This is a genomic window from Sphingomonas sp. M1-B02, assembly GCF_026167525.1.
Taxonomy (GTDB): Bacteria; Pseudomonadota; Alphaproteobacteria; order Sphingomonadales; family Sphingomonadaceae; genus Sphingomonas.
Map to the genome: position 1 here is coordinate 1704455 of NZ_CP110679.1, position 21144 is coordinate 1725598.

General features: G+C 60.0%; 18 protein-coding genes and 1 pseudogene. 5 read left to right on the forward strand and 14 right to left on the reverse strand.

Going from position 1 to position 21144, the window contains the following annotated elements; genetic code table 11:
• Nucleotides 1-259: 259 nt before the first annotated feature.
• Both OKW87_RS08160 and OKW87_RS08165 read right to left on the reverse strand, forming a co-directional pair.
• Entirely contained in the window at nt 260-652 is a 393-nt protein-coding gene (locus OKW87_RS08160; protein WP_265543788.1) for a response regulator, read from the reverse strand.
• The gene (locus OKW87_RS08165; protein ID WP_265543790.1) at nt 649-2187 is read right to left on the reverse strand and encodes a sensor histidine kinase; all 1539 of its coding nucleotides are present in this window, start codon (nt 2185-2187) and stop codon (nt 649-651) included. The genes OKW87_RS08160 and OKW87_RS08165 overlap by 4 nt, the downstream gene beginning before the upstream one ends.
• Before the next feature lie 313 nt (nt 2188-2500).
• On the opposite strand from OKW87_RS08165, the pseudogene OKW87_RS08170 reads away from it, so the two are divergent.
• A pseudogene (locus OKW87_RS08170) lies at nt 2501-3129 on the forward strand (tyrosine-type recombinase/integrase).
• Nucleotides 3130-3247: 118 nt separating this feature from the next.
• Here OKW87_RS08170 and OKW87_RS08175 read toward each other — a convergent pair.
• From OKW87_RS08175 to OKW87_RS08185, 3 genes are all read right to left on the reverse strand, one after another.
• Nucleotides 3248-4375: a glycosidase gene (locus OKW87_RS08175; RefSeq protein WP_265543791.1), complete on the reverse strand. Its 1128-nt coding sequence runs from the start codon at nt 4373-4375 to the stop codon at nt 3248-3250.
• A complete protein-coding gene (locus OKW87_RS08180) occupies nt 4372-5154 on the reverse strand; it encodes an SDR family oxidoreductase (RefSeq protein WP_322740339.1) in 783 nt (260 codons plus the stop codon). The genes OKW87_RS08175 and OKW87_RS08180 overlap by 4 nt, the downstream gene beginning before the upstream one ends.
• A 73-nt stretch (nt 5155-5227) precedes the next feature.
• On the reverse strand, nt 5228-5764 hold the full coding sequence (locus OKW87_RS08185; RefSeq protein ID WP_265543793.1) for a ferritin-like domain-containing protein: 537 nt from the start codon (nt 5762-5764) through the stop codon (nt 5228-5230).
• 89 nt (nt 5765-5853) lie between these two features.
• Here OKW87_RS08185 and OKW87_RS08190 point away from each other — a divergent pair, with 89 nt between their 5' ends.
• Entirely contained in the window at nt 5854-6069 is a 216-nt protein-coding gene (locus OKW87_RS08190; protein WP_265543795.1) for a hypothetical protein, read from the forward strand.
• A 176-nt stretch (nt 6070-6245) separates the two neighbouring features.
• On the opposite strand, the gene OKW87_RS08195 is transcribed toward OKW87_RS08190, so the two are convergent.
• Together OKW87_RS08195 and OKW87_RS08200 are read right to left on the reverse strand one after the other, a co-directional pair.
• Entirely contained in the window at nt 6246-7166 is a 921-nt protein-coding gene (locus tag OKW87_RS08195) for an alpha/beta fold hydrolase (RefSeq protein WP_265543797.1), read from the reverse strand.
• A gap of 195 nt (nt 7167-7361) precedes the next feature.
• Entirely contained in the window at nt 7362-8384 is a 1023-nt protein-coding gene (locus OKW87_RS08200) for an NAD(P)H-binding protein (RefSeq protein ID WP_265543799.1), read from the reverse strand.
• Nucleotides 8385-8681: 297 nt separating this feature from the next.
• Between OKW87_RS08200 and OKW87_RS08205 the strand changes: the two genes are divergently transcribed.
• A complete protein-coding gene (locus tag OKW87_RS08205) occupies nt 8682-9425 on the forward strand; it encodes a PEPxxWA-CTERM sorting domain-containing protein (protein WP_265543801.1) in 744 nt (247 codons plus the stop codon).
• A 178-nt stretch (nt 9426-9603) separates the two neighbouring features.
• Here OKW87_RS08205 and OKW87_RS08210 read toward each other — a convergent pair whose 3' ends face one another.
• The gene (locus OKW87_RS08210; RefSeq protein WP_265543803.1) at nt 9604-10578 is read right to left on the reverse strand and encodes an alpha/beta fold hydrolase; all 975 of its coding nucleotides are present in this window, start codon (nt 10576-10578) and stop codon (nt 9604-9606) included.
• A 424-nt stretch (nt 10579-11002) separates the two neighbouring features.
• Here OKW87_RS08210 and OKW87_RS08215 point away from each other — a divergent pair, with 424 nt between their 5' ends.
• Nucleotides 11003-11668, forward strand: coding sequence for a PEPxxWA-CTERM sorting domain-containing protein (locus OKW87_RS08215; RefSeq protein ID WP_265543806.1), 666 nt, complete (start codon nt 11003-11005; stop codon nt 11666-11668).
• 336 nt (nt 11669-12004) lie between these two features.
• Here OKW87_RS08215 and OKW87_RS08220 read toward each other — a convergent pair whose 3' ends face one another.
• The gene (locus OKW87_RS08220; RefSeq protein WP_265544056.1) at nt 12005-13027 is read right to left on the reverse strand and encodes an IS110 family transposase; all 1023 of its coding nucleotides are present in this window, start codon (nt 13025-13027) and stop codon (nt 12005-12007) included.
• A gap of 208 nt (nt 13028-13235) precedes the next feature.
• On the opposite strand from OKW87_RS08220, the gene OKW87_RS08225 reads away from it, so the two are divergent.
• A complete protein-coding gene (locus OKW87_RS08225; protein WP_265543807.1) occupies nt 13236-14363 on the forward strand; it encodes an NAD(P)H-dependent flavin oxidoreductase in 1128 nt (375 codons plus the stop codon).
• Here OKW87_RS08225 and OKW87_RS08230 read toward each other — a convergent pair.
• The 5 genes from OKW87_RS08230 to OKW87_RS08250 form a co-directional block, all read right to left on the reverse strand.
• Nucleotides 14329-14742, reverse strand: a complete 414-nt coding sequence (locus OKW87_RS08230; protein WP_265543809.1) for a hypothetical protein — start codon at nt 14740-14742, stop codon at nt 14329-14331. The two genes, OKW87_RS08225 and OKW87_RS08230, sit on opposite strands and share 35 nt — an antisense overlap.
• Nucleotides 14743-14917: 175 nt before the next feature.
• Complete coding sequence (locus OKW87_RS08235; RefSeq protein WP_265543811.1) at nt 14918-16489, reverse strand: ATP-binding protein; 1572 nt, start codon at nt 16487-16489, stop codon at nt 14918-14920.
• 692 nt (nt 16490-17181) lie between these two features.
• The gene (locus OKW87_RS08240; RefSeq protein WP_265543813.1) at nt 17182-17550 is read right to left on the reverse strand and encodes a response regulator; all 369 of its coding nucleotides are present in this window, start codon (nt 17548-17550) and stop codon (nt 17182-17184) included.
• The gene (locus OKW87_RS08245) at nt 17547-18563 is read right to left on the reverse strand and encodes an HWE histidine kinase domain-containing protein (protein ID WP_265543815.1); all 1017 of its coding nucleotides are present in this window, start codon (nt 18561-18563) and stop codon (nt 17547-17549) included. The genes OKW87_RS08240 and OKW87_RS08245 overlap by 4 nt, the downstream gene beginning before the upstream one ends.
• Nucleotides 18564-18900: 337 nt before the next feature.
• Nucleotides 18901-21033, reverse strand: coding sequence for a TonB-dependent receptor plug domain-containing protein (locus OKW87_RS08250; RefSeq protein WP_265544058.1), 2133 nt, complete (start codon nt 21031-21033; stop codon nt 18901-18903).
• Nucleotides 21034-21144: the final 111 nt, after the last annotated feature.

The following is a 21144-nucleotide window of genomic DNA, read 5'->3' on the forward strand; positions in this document are numbered from 1 at the left end:
ACTGTGCGAATTGGCGCTGCGCCGTGGCAATGAAAGTCATCCAACGGCGCTACGATACGAACTGCCGATGACCTAAGAGCAACCGGGTGATGCGCTCGGCCTGACACCTGTGCACGTCAACCGTATTTTTGGGTCTCTTCATGAGGAAGGACTGGTGGCATTGTCGGGGGGGTTGTGGAGATCCACAACTGAAGTCGCTAGTGTACGTGGGGAAGTTCGATCCTGCCAATCTTCATCCCAACGATCGGCAGACTGATAACTAGCTCACTCTTCCTCCGCCTGTCAGACGGGCTATAGCATCGATTACGCGGGAGGTGTCCGCCGGTTTTGCGACCCGCTCCACATGCGCAAACTCCAGGGGGATCGTCGCAGCATCGTAGCCTGTCATGAATAGGAAGGGCACCCCCCTTCTCTTCAGCGCCTCGGCCATCTCGAACGAGGGGCCTTGGCCGAGGTTGATGTCGATAACGGCGCAGTCGGGACTTGCGTCCAATTCCGCCACGCCCGCAGAAGCGTCGGCACACGGCCCCAGCACAGTGCCGCCCGCCCGCTCAATCTGATCAGCGATGTCCGTAGCGAGGTAGAACTCATCCTCGACCACCAAGATTCTCATTCCGCCTAGGTCGGCGCTGGGCTTTCGTTCACGCATCATGCCTGGAAGTGCCCCTTATACTCGTCTGTCTGAAGAATGCTCGGCCGCGCTTCCAAAGGGAATTCGAGCGTACAACGAATTCCGCCGGCGCCCATTTTCAAGGTGCCGGTGCCCCGCAGCTCGTATGCCACTCGCTGCGTAATAAGCTCGGTTCCGAAGCCGCGGCGAAGCGGGGAGCTCGGAACTATCGGCACGCCGGTCTCAGACCAGCTCAAGCTCAACCATGCGCATCCACCTCGCTGCTCGACGTTCCAAGAGATTTCAATTTCAGCACGCGGCTGCGAAAGTGCACCGTATTTGACCGAATTCGTGGTCAACTCGTGGATCGCTAGCGTGAGCACCTCCGCCGCCTTTGGTGCGAGTTTGACCTCCGGGCCCTCGATTTTCATCTCGTCGTCGTCTGAAGCCTGGCTCACCAATTCATCGCGGATCAGCATATCTAGGTCCACCGCCGCGTCCACGGTGCGGGTGAGTAGCACCTGGGTACGGGCAAGCGCGCCGAGCCGCCCTTCCAGATGCTGGATGAACTCTTCGGCCGTCTGCCCCTCTTCGTGCGTCCTGCGAACCATCGAGCGAATCACGGCGAGGATGTTGCGGACCCGGTGTTGAAGCTCGGCCAACAGCACCGCTTGGTGCTCCTGGGCTCTCTTGCGGGAAGTCACGTCCTGGGCGATCTTCAGGAAGCCCTGAACTTCCCCGCCCAAGTCCTTCAGCGCGACGGTATGGCCATCGAGAAAGACCCTGCTGCCATCTTTCCGCAAGTGCCAGCGGACATTTGCCGCGGTGCCGCCCGCGGTCGCTTCACTTAGCTCCCGCTCCGGCACTTTCTCGTCGCGATCCTGCTGCGTGAAAAGGAGGCTGGTCGTCTTCCCAAGCACTTCGTCCTCAGCCCAGCCTAGGATCTCGGCGGACCCGCCGAGCCAGTCGGTGATCCTATCCGCGGGATCGCTCAAGACGATCACGTAATCTCGCGCGTTTTCAGCGATCAGGCGTAGCCGCTCGTCCGTGGCGCTAAGTTCGCTCACGGTTTCCAGCCGGTCCACAACCGGCCCGAGGATCATGGCGTAGGTCCGCAGGAAGTCTATATCCTCCTCGCCGAACGTTCGCGGCTCCTTCGCGTCCACCTGCAGGATGCCCCAGGGCTTACGGCCCGGGAGGAAGATCGGGACGTTTACGAGAGCTACGACGCCGTGGTCGCGAAGGAATTCCGGGAAGTGGAACCGCTCCTCCTGCGCAAGGTCGTTGGTGATGACGGGCTCGCCTTTTTCGATCGCGTATGCCTCTGAAGAGCGTTCGTCGAGATCAACGCGCATCTTGCCGACAACGCCCAGTTTCCAGCCGTAGCCGGCCCGCACGAGGCCTGTGTTAGAGTTGCGTTCGATCTGAATAACCTTGGAGAGGTCGACACCGAGCGCGAAAGCGATGATTCGGCATGCCTCTTCGAGAACGCCTTGAAGGTCGTCATGATCGAGAACGAACGCGCCAAACTGAGCAAGTGCCTTCTGCCGTTGTTTGAGCTCTTCAATCGATGCCATTCAAAAGCCTTGTTACATTGTGCATGGGTCGAACGCAGTAAACCATAGATTGATGCATGCGATCTAATGAATCCCGTCAACGAGCGGGTGATTCGACCCGGCGACAAACGGCCGCTATCTCGATCATCCGTCAAAACTGCCAGTTCGTCGCCCGCAATGTGAGCCGAAAAATCATGGCTGAGCGGACGCAGGTTTGGGGAAGCTAGGTGAGCGACCTAAACGGCGACAATTGGGTCGCTAACGGACGGCCGCATTTATCGACGACGCCCACCGCGTTCACTCCTGCGGCCAATTACGGCCGTGGAGAGGAACAATGGAACACTCGCGTTATGATCCTGTTGCCCAGCGCCGGCCCCCTTGGAACGCAGGCAAGACAGTCGGCACCAAGCGTCCGCTAACGCAGAAGCAAATCTGGGCCGTGCGCTTTTTCCTGGATTGAGAAGGTCGCCTTCGTGAAAGAGCGCTCCTCAATCTAGCGATCGACAGCAAGCTGCGAGGCTGCGATCTGGTAAAGATCAAGATCGGCGATCTCGTATCCGGAGCAGATATCTGGACAGGGTCGATCGTGATCCAGCCGAGACTGGAAAGCCGGTCTAATTTGACCTCACCGCTGAGGTCAGGGCGAGCTTGCTCAGTTGGTTCGAGCGCCGCGGCGGCGGAATCGACGACTATGCTTTTCCGAGCGTGTCGATCACGCGAGTCACCTCAGCACGAGACAATATGCTCGGCTGGTCGATGAGTCGGTCGATGCAGTTGGCCTCAGACGCGCTGAGTATGGCACGCATTTGCTTCGTTTCACGAAAGGCATCGATGATTTACAAAGCCACCGGCATCTTCGCGCTATCCAGATCCTGCTCGGTCACGCGAAGATCGAAAACGCATCGATATCTCGGGGTCGACATTGAAGTTGCTCTGATCCTCGCAGAGCGAACCGAGCTCTGACGCGAGAGCGGCCCGTCGGTAATGATGGGCCGCTCAAATTTTGGGCGGCTTTGCGCCCCACTTTCAGGCATTCTGCGTACTCATGCCGGTGGCTGAAACCGGACGCTGCTTCCTATTGTTAATTAAGATCCTCTAATGCCAATTTCGGGATATGCGTGATCCTACATGCAAGATCCGCCTCCCCGGATGCCACAATATAGTGATGACCAGCGTCGACGATACCGGTGGTGAAGACCACGTCTCGAACGTACATCTTGTCTTCAAGCGGGCGGGTTAGTTCGGGATTGGCTTCGAGCAAAGGGGTGTGGCTGGTGTCTACCATTTTCGCGGGATCGTCACGATCAAGGATTGACCAATAGGTTCGGTAGATCCCGACAATCTCCTTTGGTTCGACACCATGCCACAGCGTCAGCCAACCTCGATCGGTGAGGATCGGCGGCGTGCCGCCTCCCATGCGCGCGGTGTGCACGGTCGCGGCACTTGGGCGGATACCAGGCTCGCGATGCGGCTTCCAGTGGAGTGCATCAAGCGAAGTTGCCAGGTTTATCGAAGGGCCGGCGCGCCATTCGCTGCCCGTTGGATATGCAAAATACAGGTCACCGAGAGGTCGAGTCTGTGCCCAGTATTTACCGCCGACCAAGCCCTCGAAGATCAGCATATCCTTGTTTTGATGATCAAGCACGATATCCTCGAAAACATAATCGAGGCCGTTGGTAGAACTGTAGAGCGTCGTTGAATGGCGCTCTGGACTGACCGAGCAGGTTGTCATCAGCCAGCGGTCGCCGACCTTCGATACGCGCGGATCTTCGACGCCATAGCATTGGAAGCTGGCGTGCGGGGCGATCGCCTTGTCGTAATGGACGGTCACCACTTCGCGCCCATCGGGAGTCAGCTCGACCGGAAGTATCCACGACAGCGACGTGAGCGCCATCACTCTCCACTTTCCACCGCGCACGAGGAACTTGCGGGGGTCGGAAGTGTCGCACAAATCGACCGGCCAGGGGTCGAGCACATAGCGCCCCTCCGTCCAGCGGATCGCGTGGATGTTTCCGTCCACCACAGGCTTGCGCAGCGCCTCCGCGATACGGACGAAGATTGCGAGATTGCCGTTCGGTAACCGCGTGAGCCCAGGATTGAACGCCCCGAGCACATAGGTTTCCGCGTCCAAATGGCCAGCCAGCGGCGACCGCGAGAGGTCTACATCGTCCGGCCCAAATACCAGTTGATCGATATCGAATACAGTCATTCATCGCCCCGGGCACGGGGCGCGATAACAATCTGCTGCACCACTGCGCGGCGTGGCTGAGTGAGCGCGTAATGCACGCCCACGGCAATGTCCTCCGCGCGCAGCATCGTCTCCTGTCGATTCTCCTCCGCCTGCGCTTCCGAGGTGAAGCTTTCATATTGGAAATCGGCGCCAGTCTTGGCGGGCTCGACGTTGCAGACCTTGATGCCCTTGGGGCCAAGTTCCTTGCGCACCGCCTCCGCGAAGCCGGCGATCCCGGCCTTCATGCCGGCATATACGCTGCCTTCGGCGCCGAGCATATGCGCCGAAACCGAACCGATGAAGACGATGTCGCCATGATCCTTCATCACTTCGACCGCGGCATACGCAGTGGTCAGATACGCCGTGAAGTCGATGGCGATCGCAAAGCGCAATTCTTCGGCCGTCATGGTGGTGAGACCTTTCGCCGGGACCGCTGCGTTCACGATCGCGATGTCGAAGTCTCCGAAATAATCGCGTGCCGACGTGACGAAACGATCGACGGCGTCCGGCTCCGCGAGGTCGAGATTGATCCCGTTGCCTTTCCCGACCTCCCTGATGCGCTTGAGACCATCCTCAAGATGCTGCGGTTCACGGCCGCAGACAAAGACGTCGACGCCTTCCGAAGCGAGCAGCACGGCAATGGCACGGCCGATGCCGGTGGTGCCGCCGGTGATTATCGCCTTGCGCCCGTTCAGGCTCGGCATTTCGGTATGGGCATCGGACAGGGTGGTGGCAGGCGGATCGGCGAGATCGGTCACTGGCTGAATCCTTTGTGCGGCTGATACGCCGGACCGCGGGCGACCGGTTCGGTCGCCCGCGTGGCAATGGGTGTCAGACCTTCGCTTCGGAAGAGCCCTCGGTCACATAGAGGTCGGCATAGCGCCGCGTGACCATCGGCAGCGCCTCGTCGATCCACTGCGCCATGGCCTGCTCCTCGCGAAGGGTCTGCTCAAGGGCAGGTGTCGCGCTTGCGAAACCACCATGTTCAGCCAGGGTAATCAGCGATTTATAGGCCGCGATCTCGAAATTCTCGAACGCGTAATTGGCGAAGCTGTTCTTCAGGATTTCGTCGCCTGCGATGCTGTGGGTGATCGCCGCCATGCTGCCGGTCAGGCTCAGCCCGAGATCCTTCAGCGCGGAGCCGCTCGTGTCCAGGTCGGCGAGCAACTCGTCCAGGCGGGTCAGCTGTCCGTTGGTTTCCTCGATATGCGCGCGGAGCCGCTCGGCCACTTCGGGGTAATTCTCGATCCGGGCCACCTGGGGCGTCATGATCGAAAGCGCCTGCTTCTCCAGCGCGTGGGCATTTCGCAACGCCACGATGAACAGGTCCTTCAGACCTTCGGAAGTGCCCTGGTACGTCGTCGCCATGTCTTCGCTCCATTGGGAATTGCGAGAGAAACGGCGTCCCCCCGCGAAGGTTGCCGGTCGCCGAAGGGCCGAGGCAGGATTGCGCTGCGTTGAGGGGTATATACGGTGAAAAATCACGATTTAATCTGTGTTTATGGCGACTTTCGGGAATCGCCCTCACCGGAGTCTATGTCGCCATCGCCAACCGCCGCTTCGACATCGATGCGACTGCGCTCGTAAGCGGCCGCTTGCAGACAGCACATGCCGGACCAGGTTCTCGATTTGGTGTGTCCAAGCAGAATCTTGCAGAAAAGACCGAGATCTGAACCTGGCGCGGTCCTTGCCGACGGGGACCGCGCCTACGCAGGGGAGCTTTGCGCTCCGAGAACTGTTGTTCAGCCGACGATGTGATCGCGCCGACAATTGCCGTCCCTGTCGGCATTGGTCTTCCGCAGTCGTACCGGGTGCGTTCAGGAAAGAAACGGTACTCTCCCGCCTGCGCCTACGGCGTTTTATCGGACAAGAACCGTTCTAACGGCGGCAAAGATGTGACCGGGTCTTCCTCGAACGGCACATGGCCGAGGTCAGGCAGCCGCACCAACTCGCCATCAGCCAGGTGCCGAAGATAATCGGCCGCGTTGCTGATGGGGATCATGCCGTCCCGCTCACCCCAAAGCAGGAGAGTCGGTGCCTCAATGCGCGCGAGGATCGGGGCAGGATTGAGCAGGATTGTCTGGCCCATACGCTCCAGCATTGCGCGCCGTACGCCTGGCGCGAGCATCAGGTCCCGATAGCGGGTAACGGTCGTTTCGCGCAACGCCGCGGCATTCGCATAGGCGGCGGCTAGATTCGATCTTAGCATAGCGCGCGGCGCGACGTAGGGTAGCGCCTGCATCATCAGCGGGACATTGGGGGGCTTATCATAGTCGAAGCCTGGGCTGGCGAACCCGTCCGGGGAAATCAATACCAGCCGAGTTACCCTGGCGGGATGGGCGGCGGCGAACTTCCAGGCGATGCGTCCCCCCAGCGAATTGCCGACAAGCGCTGCGCGGTCGACTCGCAGCTGGTCCATCAGGCCTGTGAGGATATTGATTTCGCGTTGGTCGCTATAGTCGCCGGTGGGATCGGCACCGGTAAGTCCAAAGCCTGGCAGGTCGAACCGGATCACACGGTAACGCGCCGACAGGGCCTTCGCCCACGGCTCCCATGTGTCGAGGCTCGCGCCGAAACCGTGCAGCAATATTATCGCCGGCGCATCGCTCGGGCCCGTATCACGCAGGCGCAGGCGCACGCCGTCGACCGTGCGATAGTTCCCGGCATATGATGCCTCAAGCGCAGCGCGGGGTTTGTCAGGGGCATAGAGCGATACTGCCAGGATGCCGATAGCGACCGCGGCCAGGCCCACCACCCAGGCAAAGATCATCCAAATCCTCTTCGGTCGTTTAGCCACACGCAGCCCCGCTTGATGCCGGCCGACACAAACTGTCTCGGGTCGCGCATCAGCGCAATGGCTCATCCTCTTGGAGATGCGCAGTTTTCGATTTCGTCCGGTCCTTAGAAGACGGCGTGGTCCCCTCGTCGCGGCACAACTTCGCCGGCAAGGACGGCGTGGTAGTAGTCAAACAAGGTCTCGGTTCCGGTCGAAGGGGTAGCAGCCGCGTCGTACCTGCCTGATTGCCCGATTCAGCACGAGCATGGATTCAGTGGCGTAATAGCGGCCGATCCGGGCCAGCTCGGCCTTCTTGGCCAACGATGGCGCAATTCGGCTAAATGCCGCGAGGCCCCCGGCAATCACGTCCAGCAGACAAACTGGAACCGAGCGAAACTTGGGCGTGCGGCCGAGCAACGCGAACAGCGCTTCGCCCTGCTGCCGCGGAGTGATGGCGTCGCCCGGACCACCGATCGGCAGGATGCGGTTCCAGCGGCTGTCCTCGTTCAGGCACGCTGCGATGTAGTCCCCCAGATCGCCGTCGCTGATAGGTTTGCAAGCGGTCAAACTTCCATCGCCGAAGATCAGGAAGGCGCGGCCTTCGCGGGCACGTTCGATTTGGCCCGATAGCGATCTGAAAAAGGCAGTGCGTCGCACGATCGAATAGCGCATGCCGGAATCGATGATCGCCGCCTCGAATGCCAATTTGGCATGTTGAAAGGCAAGAAGCGGCTTTTGCACGCAATTGGCAGACAGCAGGATGAAGTGGCCGACACCGGCCTCCTGCGCAGCCTCCAACACGTTCAGATGGGCGCGATGATCAATCGCCCAAGCATCGCGAGGCGCTCCGGTGCGCGATGCCATGCACGACACCACGGCATCGAACCGCTCGCCGGTAAACCCGTCGCGGGCCAGCGCGGTGGGATCGGTGGGGTCGACCGCCTTGACGGTGACGCCTTCAAACAGCCCGGTGGAGCCTGCCGGCGTTCGTGATTTACCGACGCCAGCCCCGGCCCGGACCAGACAGACTACGTCGTGTCCCTGCCGAACGAGCGCGGCGGCAGTTGCGCTACCGATGGTGCCGGTCGCTCCCAGCAGACAGACGCGTCGGCGTTCCCCCGGCCTGCGCACGTCCAGCGTTGGCGGGAAGGCGCGGCCCCGTTCGACTGCAGATAATGCCGCCGCTGTCTCGGTGCCCGTCCCAGTGTTCATATCGGTTCAGTCAAAGACCCTACGATCATGGAGCGCTTAGGAACAGGGCACCCGACTCGTCTGGCGGGTCTGGGACCACTTGTCCCGAGAGCTGCCAGTCCGCAAGCGACCTACAAGTCGCCATTCAGCCTGCCCGGCCCAATTCCCCATACCCGCCATTCAGCCACAATCTGATTTTCGGCCCCATTTCGACAAGCGTTAATTTTCCGTTATCCGTCAAAGCCCTGTCACAACGCCGCTCTATCAAACCATGCAGCGGGAGATTAGCCCTCGCCAAACAAATAAGGGGCAAGAAGAATGTTGATGGATATGAAGGTTGCGAAGCGTATCAAATCTGGCCTCACTGGCGCGACCGCGCTCGGCCTGCTCGCCATTGCCAACCCCGCTTACGCGGCATCGCTGCTCCAGTATAATTTCAGCGACAATTCGGGGATCACCGCGACCGAAGCGCCATCGTTTGTCGCCGCGAACCTCACCGGGGTGAACTTCACGCGAGGCAGCGGCCTTACCCCGGTCAGCGCTTCGGACGGGTTTAATTCGTCTGGCTGGAGCGCGTTTGCGTCCAATGCCAATGACTATCTTAACTTCGGCTTCAACGTCACCACCGGCTATAGCGCCGTGGTCAATCAGCTCGCTTTCACGTCGTCTCGTTCGAACACTGGACCAAGTAACATGGCCGTCTTCGCAGCGGTGGACGGCGGCGCATTCACGCAAGTCTCGACCTTTACCCAAAGCACTTCGGATACGAGCCGCATCCTAGACTTCGCCCCCCTGACCGGCGCGTCGAGCATTTTTTTCCGCATCGTTGCGACCAGTGCCGCATCGGCCCCCGGCGGCACCTTCCGTGTTGAGAACTACACCCCCAGCACGAATGCCAGCCCGTTTTCGCTCAATGGAAATGTCTCGGCGATCCCGGTGGCCGTCCCGTCCGTGCCGGAACCGGCGACCTGGGCGATGATGCTAATGGGCTTCGGCGCAATCGGCGCTGGCATGCGTCGCGGCAAGAAACAGAATGTTGGCCCGCAGTTCGCCACCGCCTAAGCGCTGATACCTCGAGTAAGGCAGCGCCGCTTGTCTAAAGACTGGCGGCGCTCCACTTTGGCACATCGATGCCGTCGGGGGGCGTCCGCCCCATCACCCAATTTCGGCTTTTGGAGCCCTCGCCCCTGCCCTCCCGCATCGAAAAGCGACGGTCGGCTACCGACCAAACGTCTCACCTTCAACGTCCTCGGGGGCCAGCGCCCTCTCTTGCAACCGCGATCGCTTCTTCGATGGTAGCGACCACGATGTCGGGTCGATCGTCGTGTATCATGTGCCCGGCGCCCGGAACGCGGCGGTGCACACCGACAGTCGAGAGCTTCGCATAGCGTTGATGCATTCCATTCCAAGCCGCCTCCGCCTTGGGTTCGTCCGCGGGATCTGCTCCATCGGTCGGGCTATGCACTCCTGCCGTAAGCACGAACAGCGGTAGCCGGCCTAATGCCTTTACAGCCCCCACCTGCACAGCGCTGGCCTGCCAACTCTCGTATATGGATAGCCGGCTACGGAGGAAGGCCGCGCGACGGGCAGGGTCCTTGTCAGGCGGCCCTGCACATCCCTCCTTCGCCGCCGCGGCGAGGCATGCACGGCCGACCGCGATCCGACCCTTCAAATAATCGCTGTAGAGGCGCCCGATAGACGGGGCGGCCTGCAGGAAAATCCGGTCGAGATGCGGATAGGTCGGGTCGAGGAGGACCAGTGCTCGGGTCGCTTTCTCATTCCTGTGTGCAAACAGCACCGATTCATAACCCCCGTAGGAATGTCCCACAATCACATAAGGCGGTCGAACGTCGGCGGCGGAGAGCAATTTCTCAAGCTGAGAGGTGGTATAGGCGGCATCTTGCGAAGCACCACTTTCGTCGCTTGATCCGAAGCCCGGTCGGTCCCAACTGCAGACCCGGGTGGATTGCGCGATCTGATGCTGGACGCCACGCCAGCTGTCGGCGTCACCGCCGAGGCCAGCATTGAGCACGACGGTCGGGGTGCCCGCTCCTCCGCAGCGGATGTGCAGGCGCCGGGATCCGTCCACGGCGACCTGACGATCAACCAGAGGCAGGGGCAAGGGACCGCGCGTTTGGGCAGGCGACGGGGGCCTTTGAGCGAGCGCTGCTTGCCCGGTGAGCCACAGTGCGAAGAACAGACCGATGCGCCGCATGCCCATTTTGTAGAGCCAAATCTGGCATTCACAAGCGACGCTTCAAGAGATTGCGGTGGATATGACGAAGCGCCCCCGAATGGTTCGCTGCCTACAAATTCCCGGCTTCCCACCCATCATTAGCGGTTCGTGCTCTCTCAGTCGCGCCCCAGTAGCGGCCGGGCCGCTAACCGACCCAATTCCGGACATTCCGTCCTGCTGGTCGGAAGCGCTGCCCACCGCCCATATTAGCTGTTCAGAGATTCCTACCCACCGACTGATTGCGCGTCTGACACCTCGCATGGACCCCGGAGCCTCGCTTCGTTCCAACAGAGGTGCCCCGAATGGGGATTCGATCGAACGTTGACACTCCATTAAATTCGTAGGTATCGAACTAAATAGAAGGGCCGCGACGATTTCAATGCGCGGCGTAGAGGGGGCTTCCATGCAGAAGGCGATTATAACGGTTCTTGCCGCGTGCGTTATGGCTGTTGCTGTACCAAGTTCAGCGCAGGTGACGACCTACAATTCGAACCCAACCGGTGGGTTCCAATATGGAACGGGCAACAATTACACCCCTGCTAACGCGACGGTTCTGACGGATGGAAATAACGAACTGGCAGTTCGCTTCCACGAGTATCAAAATCCTGCGTCGGCCTCAACGAGCGGCCTCTACGTCTTCGCCCTCGGAACGGACGTAAGCTATGACTTCAGCATTGGCGGCGCTACTTCCGGGTCAAATATTCGACTCACCAACCTCCTGACGAGCGCTTTCGTAACGTACGACCCTCTCTGCCCGATCTCGCCGCTGTGCTTCCTTAATGACAACAAGGTAAGCGCTGGCGGCGACATTCAAAACAGTCAGCGTTTGAGCTTCTCACAGTTCTCCGGATTGGGCTTCGACGCGAACGCGAACAACACCTATCGTCTCGATCTCACGGCCGGCGGGAACACCGTCACAAGCTTCGCACAGCTCGGCGCGGGCGCGACCGTGTCGGCCGTTCCCGAGCCTGCCACTTGGGCGATGATTCTGGTGGGCTTCGGCGCAGTCGGCGCTGGCATGCGTCGCGGCAAGAAACAGAATGTTGGCCCGCAGTTCGCCATCGCCTAAGCACTGATACCTAGAGTAAGGCAGCGCCGCTGGTCTAAAGACTGGCGGCGCTTTGCTGTGGGCGAGCGTCCGCTTTCCATCTGTGGACGTCCCGCGTGACGCAAGCGGTGTTTGGAGTATTGGCGCGTAGTCGGATGCTGCCATCTGTCCGGCCTCTGATGCAGCGATGATGGCTGCGGGCCCGTATGGGAGTTCGCGGATCGGAACCACATCACCCTGAGCGTGCTGATGAAGCACGGTGGCAAGCCCTGGTTCTTCCGACCCCGTCTCGCCCACTGTTGTGCCATACACTCCTTCGACCGACCTACGCCCCGACGACCTCCGGCCCGCCTTGGCTTACGCCGCCGCGACCGGAGCTCTATAATCCTCGTTCGTCATCAGCAGCGCCCAGATGATACGCGCCGTCTTGTTGGCGAGCGCCACCGTGACAAGCATGCGTGGCTTGCGCGCCATCATCTGCTCCAGCCAGGATCCTTTGGGCGCCCCCCGCTTGCTCGTTTGCAGGACCACCGCGCTGCTGCCGATGATCAGCAGCCGCCTGAGCGTGCGCTCGCCCATCTTGGAGATGGAACCCAGCTTCTGCTTGCCGCCCGTTGAGTGCTGCCGCGGTGTGAGGCCGACCCAGGCAGCAAAGTCACGCCCCTTGGCGAACGTGCCGGGCGGCGGCGCGAGCGCCAGTATCGCGGTCGCCGTGATCGGGCCGATGCCCGGGATCGTCATCAGCCGGCGTGCAACCGCATCTTCGCGTGAACGACGCACGATCTCTTTGTCGAGCTCGGCGATCTGCCGGTCGAGCGTGGCCAAGCTATCGAGCAGAAGCATGCAGACCGATCGTACGCCCTGGGGAACAGCCGACGGATCGGCGAGCAGTGCGGCAAGCTTCTCCAGATGCGCCAGGCCCTTTGGTGCGATCCAGCCATACTCGGCCATGTGACCGCGCAGGGCATTGCTGATCTGAGTTTGCTGCCGCACCAGCAGATCACGGCCACGGAACACCATCGCTGCCGCCTGCTGCTCTTCCGTCTTCACTGGCACGAACCGCATGCTCGGTCGCTGGGCTGCCTCGCAGATCGCCTCGGCATCGGCCGCATCGTTCTTCTGGCTCTTTACGAACGGCTTCACATAGGCCGGCGCAATCAACCGCACATCGTGACCCAGCTTGAGCAGCTCGCGCGCCCAGTAATGCGCTCTGCCACACGCTTCGAGAGCGACCCGACAACGTGGCTGGGCAGCGAAAAACGGCAGTAACTTCGCACGCGCGATCTTCTTGCGAAGAAGCACATGGCCCGACGCATCTACGCCGTGCGCCTGAAAAAAATGCTTGGCGATATCCAACCCAATTATGCTAACTTCCGATATGGACGCCTCCCTCGAGTGGTGTTCTTCACCTCCACTTTGGCACATCGATGCCGTCGGGGGGCGTCACCCCCATCACCCAATCTCGGACATCGGGGCGGGCGAAAGCGCTGGCTGACAGCGGACGGGCCGGTAACGACCCACTTCCGGTCATTCACAGGCGCAGCTGCAAGGCCCATAAGCAACCGTAACGCTCGCGCTGAGGTGTCGGATGCCGACTTCGTTCATCGACCGACTAGGGCTCTCGGTCCCGCTTATTCAGGCTCCAATGGCAGGAGTATCCACACCGGCACTAGCGGCTGCGGTGTCTGAACAAGGCGCCTTGGGCTCAATCGGCGTTGGAGCGACCGATGCCGCTGGCGCACGCGCCATGATCATTGAGACGCGAGCGCAAACCAACCGGGCGTTCAATGTAAACCTTTTCGTTCACGCCATCGCCAACGCGGACCCTGCCAGAGAAGCGGCCTGGCTCGACTGGCTTGCGCCGCTCTTTAACGAGTTCGGGGCCAAGCCGCCGACAGTGCTAAGAACCGTCTACAAGAGCTTCGCGGACGATCCTGACATGCTAGCGATGCTGCTGACATTGGCGCCGCCTGTGGTCAGCTTTCACTTTGGCCTGCCATCCACCGAGATCATAGCTGCCTTACGCGACCGGAACATCTTGTTGATGGCTACGGCCACTAGTCTCAACGAAGCCCGTGCGATCGAAGCAGCCGGCATTGATGCGATTGTGGCACAGGGGATTGAAGCTGGCGGCCATCGTGGTGTGTTCGATCCTCTCGCGCCCGACGACGCGCTTGGCACAATCGCGCTGACGCGCCTTCTAGTGCTTAAGACCAGGATTCCAGTCGTAGCGGCGGGAGGCATCATGGACGGCGCAGGGATCGCCTCCGCCCTGGATCTTGGCGCAGTTGCGGCGCAGCTTGGCACTGCCTTCGTTGCCTGTCCCGAGAGCGCAGCGGATGAAGCCTACCGTGCGGCGTTGAAGGGGCCAGGCGCCTACCACACCTCGCTAACATCGCTTATCTCGGGCCGACCGGCTCGGGCGCTCGCCAATCGGTTCACCGGACTGGCGGCTGCGGTTAGCAACAGTCTGCCTCCTGATTACCCCATCGCGTATGACGCAGGCAAAGCTCTGCATGCCGCCGCGAAGGCAAAGGGAGAGCATGGCTTCGGTGCGCAATGGGCCGGACAAGGCGCACCACTCGCGCGTACGACGCCCGCTGCCGAACTCGTTCAAGTGCTACGAGCCGAGCTGCAGAGCTGTCGAGAAGCGGCTCGAGAACAGCCGCTTTCCTCGTCATTCAACCAGGACAGCGAGCGGGGTTCCTCGGGCTGATCCAGTTCCACAGGAAGCTAGGCGGCTCGACGATTCGCCCTTTGCCGGGATCCACCGTCTTGGCCGCGGCCACCTTACGCGAGTGCCAGCAAGCGGCCCCATGCACAATCGGGCGCAGTTTTGCAGGGTCTTGCGCCGACCGCACATAGAAGGCGTTGAGCTTTCTGACGTAGGGGTCGAACTCATTCTCCCTGTTGCTCGCCTTCCAGGTTTGCGCGAGTTCGAGCACCACCGTCACCTCAGAGGTGCTCAGTTTGTCGGCGCGAGCGGCTGCTACCCAATCCTCACCCAGGACGGCGAGCCGGGAATAATCCACGGCTGGCGCTGTCTGAGGTAGAATGGCGACGGACAAGGCGAACGACAGAAACAACGACAGCATTGGGCACCTCCCCTGGCGGCTATCGCCCACTCATATCACTAGGCGCATCGCATGGACCATGGGTCGTCATTGCTTGCCCACGCATACCCGGTGGCCCGGGCTTCCCCTTCCAGCGCACTAGATATCGCCGATCGAGAGCCTCTACGCGTCGACGCGTAATCCCTCGCCTGCGCGATCAATACACAACGGCTGAGGTACCGCGGCCTCGCGATACTGCAGCGGGCACCGAGAAGCGGAACTGCGAACCTGACGAGTCGCTTCTTGCGAGCCAGATCTTGCCCTTTTGTGCTTCCACCATGGCGCGGCAAAGCGAGAGTCCCAATCCGGTCCCGCCCTCCTTAGATGATTCTACCCACTCAAAAATGCGTTCTGCTGCGGCCCCAGACATTCCAGAGCCCTCATCCGTAACGCTAAGGATTACGAGCCCCTCACTGAGTGTCGCATCAACCGTTACTCGACCGCTCGAAACTAGATCGGTCGCGTCGCAGGCGTTTCGCAATAGGTTGATTAGGATCTGCTGAATCTGAAGCCGATCCGCAAACACTGCCAGCTCTTCAGAAATGCGATCGTCGATAGTAGCGGTAGGGCAGCCGCCGGCACGCACGAGCCGCACGCACTCTTCTACGGCAGACTTCAAGTTGAACTCGGTTTTTGACGTCTCACCTCGCCATGTCCATTCTCTCACGTTCCGGATGATATTCCTCGCACGCCTGGCCGCCTCCTCGATCGCGTGCAATCCTTCAGCCAGCGGGGCGGCATGCGCGGGATCCAAATCTTCAAGGCGACGGGCGCTTGCCCAGGCATGGTTTGAGATTGTCGTGAGGGGCTGGCTAAGTTCGTGCGCGAGTGTTGCGGCCATCATGCCCATGGCATTGACCCGCGAGGCGTGAGCGATCTTTCCTTCCACAAAAGAAAGTTGGTTCGAGGCCAAAACCTCCGCCGTCACGTCATAGCCTTCAACAAACACTCCGCTGATCCGCCCGTCACCGTCGCGGACAGGCTGATATACAAAGTTCACATGCTTAGTCACACAAGGAGAGCCATCCTCCGATGGAAATTGAATCGGGACTTTACTTCCTACGTATGGCTCTCCGCTTTTGTATACCCGATCCAGAATTTCGATGAAACCTTGGCGTGCAACATCTGGAAGTACCTCGATAACTCTATGTCCTACTAGCTTATTGCGACCGACCAGACGTTCGTATGATGCATTCGCGAAAGTGAAACAGTGATCGTCTCCTCGCAATACAGCGATGAAGCCGGGGGCATTTTCATAGAGCGCATTAAATTCATCGCGCTGGGCCTTAAGCCGATCTAAGCGGCCCGCAACCTCAACGAAGCACAGAAAGTTCTGACGAATTACGCCTTCTCTATCCAGGACGGGGCTCGTCAGAACTGTAGCCAGGTACTCAGATCCATCCGCTCTGCAACACTCGACTTCCCAAATTCCGTCCGCGCCGCGGTCGAGAGCATTTTCGATGTCGGAGTGTGTCTTTTTGTCCGTTACGAACCCGAGCAGGCAGCCAATGTTCTTGCCAAGTATTTCGTCGCGACTATAGCCTGTCAGCAAAAGGAAGCTGTCGTTAGCAAATACGATAGGGTGCCGCTCGACCTGCGCATCCGTAAAGATCATCGGCATTCGGGTATGATCCGCCGCTACGACGAAGGGACCTAGTCCTTTCCGGAAGTGATCAATGCGTTTCTCAGCAGCATCCTGCGCAATCTGGGGGTCGACGGGCTTTGCCACTAAAGTACCTCTGCTAGTCGAAAGGCGTTTAATCCTCGCGTCGTATCTGTAAGGCTTCTGCAATTTATCCTATCTCGCCAAAACAGGGCGGGGAGCCAACTTCCAAGCTTGGGGCGATCAGGGTCTCTGCTCTTGCATGTATGAAGCGCAACCTTCGAGCCGCGGGGGAGGTTCCCCCTTGAGTAGGCCAAGCTCGCTCATAGCCTATCATGGGCTCCGCTGAGCAGCCTGGTGCTGCAGTCCCCCTATTCAACGCCGGTCCCCAACCGGTCACATTTGAACGAGTTAGAAGCTCTTAGCTAATCGCCGCAGACCGCGTTGCTTTGCGCAACCTCGCGTTCCGGCCAAGCGGCCACTTGGGCGCTGATCGGCTCACATAAAAGCCGCCTGACCGATCCGCGGTCCTGTTCCGGGCGCTTCGCATCTCTGTTCCCCGGTGGACAAAAAGAGGCGCGGACAAGCGTCGAGAAACGCGGTACAATTCCGCAAACACCGCAGAGAGGAAATCATTCTAAACAATGACTTAAGAGGGGCACTCCGGAGATGTTATTGAGCTGCCAACACTGAAATGTTGGCACCTCCGCAAAGCGAGGCGATCAGCACGATAGCGGACTGGCAGCTTACTGAAGCGATGTGGGCTTGCCGCCCGCGTCAAAAGTCCGAGAACCATAGCTAAAAAATGCCGAGACCAACTAAGTACCGGTTAGCAACTGTGTCACTACGGCCTTAAGACGGGCCTGCACGTAAGGCTTGCGCAGAACTGGACGCTCTTCGAAGTCGGTGCGGTCACCATGGTCACCGCAGCCTGTGGAGAATGCAAAGGGAATGCTACGCTTCGCTAGAGCGTCGGCGACCGGGTAACTTTTCTCTCCACCCAAGTTCACGTCGAGTATAGCGAGGTCGAAATTGTGTTTGGAGAGAAGCCCAACGGCCTGATCTACGTTCGCCGCTGCTAGGACTGTGGAGCAGCCGAGTTCAGCGAGCGCGGCCTCGATGTGCATCAAGACAAGCATCTCATCCTCCACGATGAGCATTCTTCTGCCAGCGAGCAGGCCGATCATACATCCATCTCGACGGGCGCGGGTATATCTATTGTACACATGAGGCCTTGTTCCAAAAATTCGAGTGCGACAGTGCCGCCTAGCTCATGGGCTAGTCCGCGCTCGAGCACCCACGATCCAAATCCTTTATGCGTCGGCGCGATCACGGGCGGTCCACCCTGTTCCTGCCAGCACAGAACCAGTCGGTCACCATTCGCATCGAGTACCAATACCCAGGAGATTTCGACCCTACCTGCGTTGTTTGAGAAGGCACCATATTTGATCGCATTCGTGGCAAGCTCATGGAGGGCGATCGTCAGTGCCAGCGCCATTTTCGGCTGAAGATGCAGATTTTCACCCCTGATCAAGAACCGCTCAGCATGTCCAGCAACGGCTTCGAACGGATGCAATGCACCACGGATAAGTTCATGCAGGCCAGCTCCTTCCCAGTTTTGGCTGGTTAGCAGGTCATGTGACCGTGACAATGCGAGGACACGACTCTCAATCGAAGCTCGCACAGCATCGGCCTCAGGCAAATCACGCACTGCTTGAGAAATGATCGACTGGACCGTTGACAGCGTGTTTTTGACCCGATGGTTCAGTTCATCGATCATTCGTCGATGAGTGGTCAGATCTATTAGCGAGACAAAGTTCTGAATGGGATGGCCTTGCCCATCGCACACCGGACTAACGAACATCGATGCCCAAAACTCAGAACCATTCTCTCGCCGATAGTGAATTTCCGGGTCACTGTCGCACTCCCCACGGAACGCAGCCTCCACAAGCGAACGAGTCTTAGTCCTGCTCTCCAAGGCCAACAAAGAATGAAAGCTCTTGCCAAGCGCCTGATCGCGCCTGTAGCCGGTGAGTGTCAAAAACGCATCATTCGCGAATAGTATTTTATGATCATGATTCACTTCAGTGAATATCATCGGCATGCGAGTTTTCTCCGCAGCTACGACGAACGGACCCAGCTGATCGCGGAACGCGTCAATTTCTGATAATGACAATTCCTGGGATTTTCGCTGTTCCAAAGCTTTGCATCCTGAATCACTCGAGTGTCATTCATACACGGTAAATGAGCGCAGAAATTAACCTAGATGCATTCTACTTTGCTTGACTGAAACATAATTTTTCATGTTTTAACGCGAGCCTGGAGGATGACCGTGATGCAAGAAGCCGGCTCGTGTTGGACCATTTCTCGATCGACTTCGCTTATCAGAGCTCCCGACTAAACGGTGGCTCAGTTCCGCCTCTGAGATGAAGCCGCCCCTATCGAAAGTGAACCAGCGAGCCAGTCCGTAGTGGTGGTCTTACTGGGCGGAGAGCAACCTGTTCTACGGCGCTGGTGGCCGCGTTCTCCAACCCGTTTTAGAAGCGTTTCGCGCCTGGGCGACGAACGTCCGCAAACGGTCGCTTGCCGACCGTCCGCTTTCCGCGCGGCGCGTCATTGCCTCCAATGTCCGGGATTGGGTGGGAGGCGGACGTCGACGCACCGACATCGCACCTACTCGCCTCCCCGAGCCGCAGTCGGACCCCTGCATTGAGGATGAAGCCTTCGGTCGGTGCCCACACGTCGACGGCCCACTGCCCGCTGGGCGCTCGCTGCGGACGAAGAAGAGGATCGTGGCGGGTCTGGCGGACCCCAAGGATGTTTTCGGCATTGGCGAACAGACGTACTCGGCCAATCGCAATCTCGCCAAGGATGCCGACGTGAATGTAAGGACGGCTCTCGTTCCGGTAGGGATTGTCATCCAGTGGCTGCTTCCCCGTGTAGTAAGCCTCCACGCCGATCCGACCGGCCCCGTGCCGTTCCCACACTGCCACCAAACCTGCGGTGTGGCGTGGAACGAGCGGCGTCTGCCGACGCCCGCTACCGACCTCGTCCGGCTCGCTCGCGTCCATGTAGACGTAGCTGCCGGTGACGGTAAACGGGGCCTGACGGTATCGCAGCAGTAGTTCGGACCCGCCCACCTGCGTATCCCCTGCAAGGTTCACCAGCCGAACCCGGTCTGCCGCGACCGGCACCAGCCGCGTCGCCTTCTTGATTGTCGAGGAGAACAAGGTCAGGCTCGTCTCAATCGGGCCATGCGCGTAACCGATGTCGATTGAGCCGCTTTCCGCGGTCTCCGCATGAAGGTCTCGCAACGGCTCAAGTCGAGACAGGCCCGCATCCTCGATCTCCTCCACGAAAGGCGTCGGAGCGTAGAAGCCACGTCCGTAGGACGCGCGCACAGTCCACGCCCCCGGTCGCCAAAGGCCGGACACGCGCGGGCTGAACCACGTCCCGTAATCGCTATGAAAATCTACCCGCCCGCTCGCAGCGAAAGTGAGGTTCGGTCGAACGTCGTGTTCAACCTGCGCAAACAGGCCGGGTACTTCATAGCCGTAGTTGAAGGCGGGAAAGGCATCAGAACGGAGGCCGTCGCGCTGGAATGCGACGCCGCCGACCCAAGAGGTTGCGCCCGACCGGCCCGTGAGCGACGCTTCGGCAAAAATAGTGTCGTGACGGTCGTCTTCCACCACGTTGCCAAAAAGGTGACGGTGGTTCTGAGTGACGCCTGAGGCGCGAAGGCCGAGCGTGCCGAGGCCCTCCAAGGGAAGTTCCGCAACCAAACCCGCGTCGAGCCGCTCGGTGCCCTGCGCCTGCGGAAATGGCTGCCCGTCCGGCGTGGTGCGGCCCGGTAGCGTGCCTCCGATCCGGCTCTCAGTCATCGCGCCCAATGTCACAAACAGGGAGGCACCGCCCGCGCCCTTCCAAAACAGGCGCTGTCGCGCAGTCAACCGTTCGTATTCGGGTATGTCGATCCAGCCGTCTGCGTCCAGATCGTCGCGACTTTGGCGGTGTGCTCCCCCGGTCAGTGATGCGCTCCATCCGCCACCAAGCGGGCTGGATACATAAGCAGTGACATCTTGCCCGTCGCGCGTGGTCAGGTTGAGCAGCGTCTCAGCCTCGAAGCTGTCACCGGGTCTGCGTGAAACGAGGTTGATGACCCCGCCCAGTGCCGAGGGGCCGTAAAGGGCGGAAGCAGCGCCCTTGATTACCTCCACCTGTCCAAGGTCGGTCGGCGGAATTTGGAGCACGCCGAGGGAGGAGGTCTGCCCGCCATAAAGCGGCAGGCCGTCGGCAAGCAGTTGCGTGTAGCGGCCTTCCAGCCCATGAACGCGAATATTGGCAGCTCCCAGCGCAGGCGAGGTCACCTGAACGCGAATGCCCGGCGTCTCGTTGACAATCATGGCGATGTTGCCCGGACGCATGAGGAGCTTTTCCTCAATCTCCTCGCGGACGATCACCTCGACCCGAATTGGCTCGTCCTGAATGCGGCGGCGCGTGCGCGTGCCCTGAACGATGATTTCTTCGGCTTCCTCGTGTTGCTCCTCGTCCGCCGCTTCCTTATGCTCCCGCTCAGTAGACTGATGCTCCTGCGCGCTCGCCGCGGACGCGGCAAAAAGCGCGGGCACCCAGACTGCATTGAGCGAGCCGGTGAGCATGAGACTTTTCATCTCGTTCAAGTAGCCGCTTCAGCCTGTCCGGCAAATGTCCGCAATTGGATCGGTAGCCGGCCGGCAGCTTTTGGCCTCTACCTAGAGGAGTGCGTCCACGATTGCGGTGGC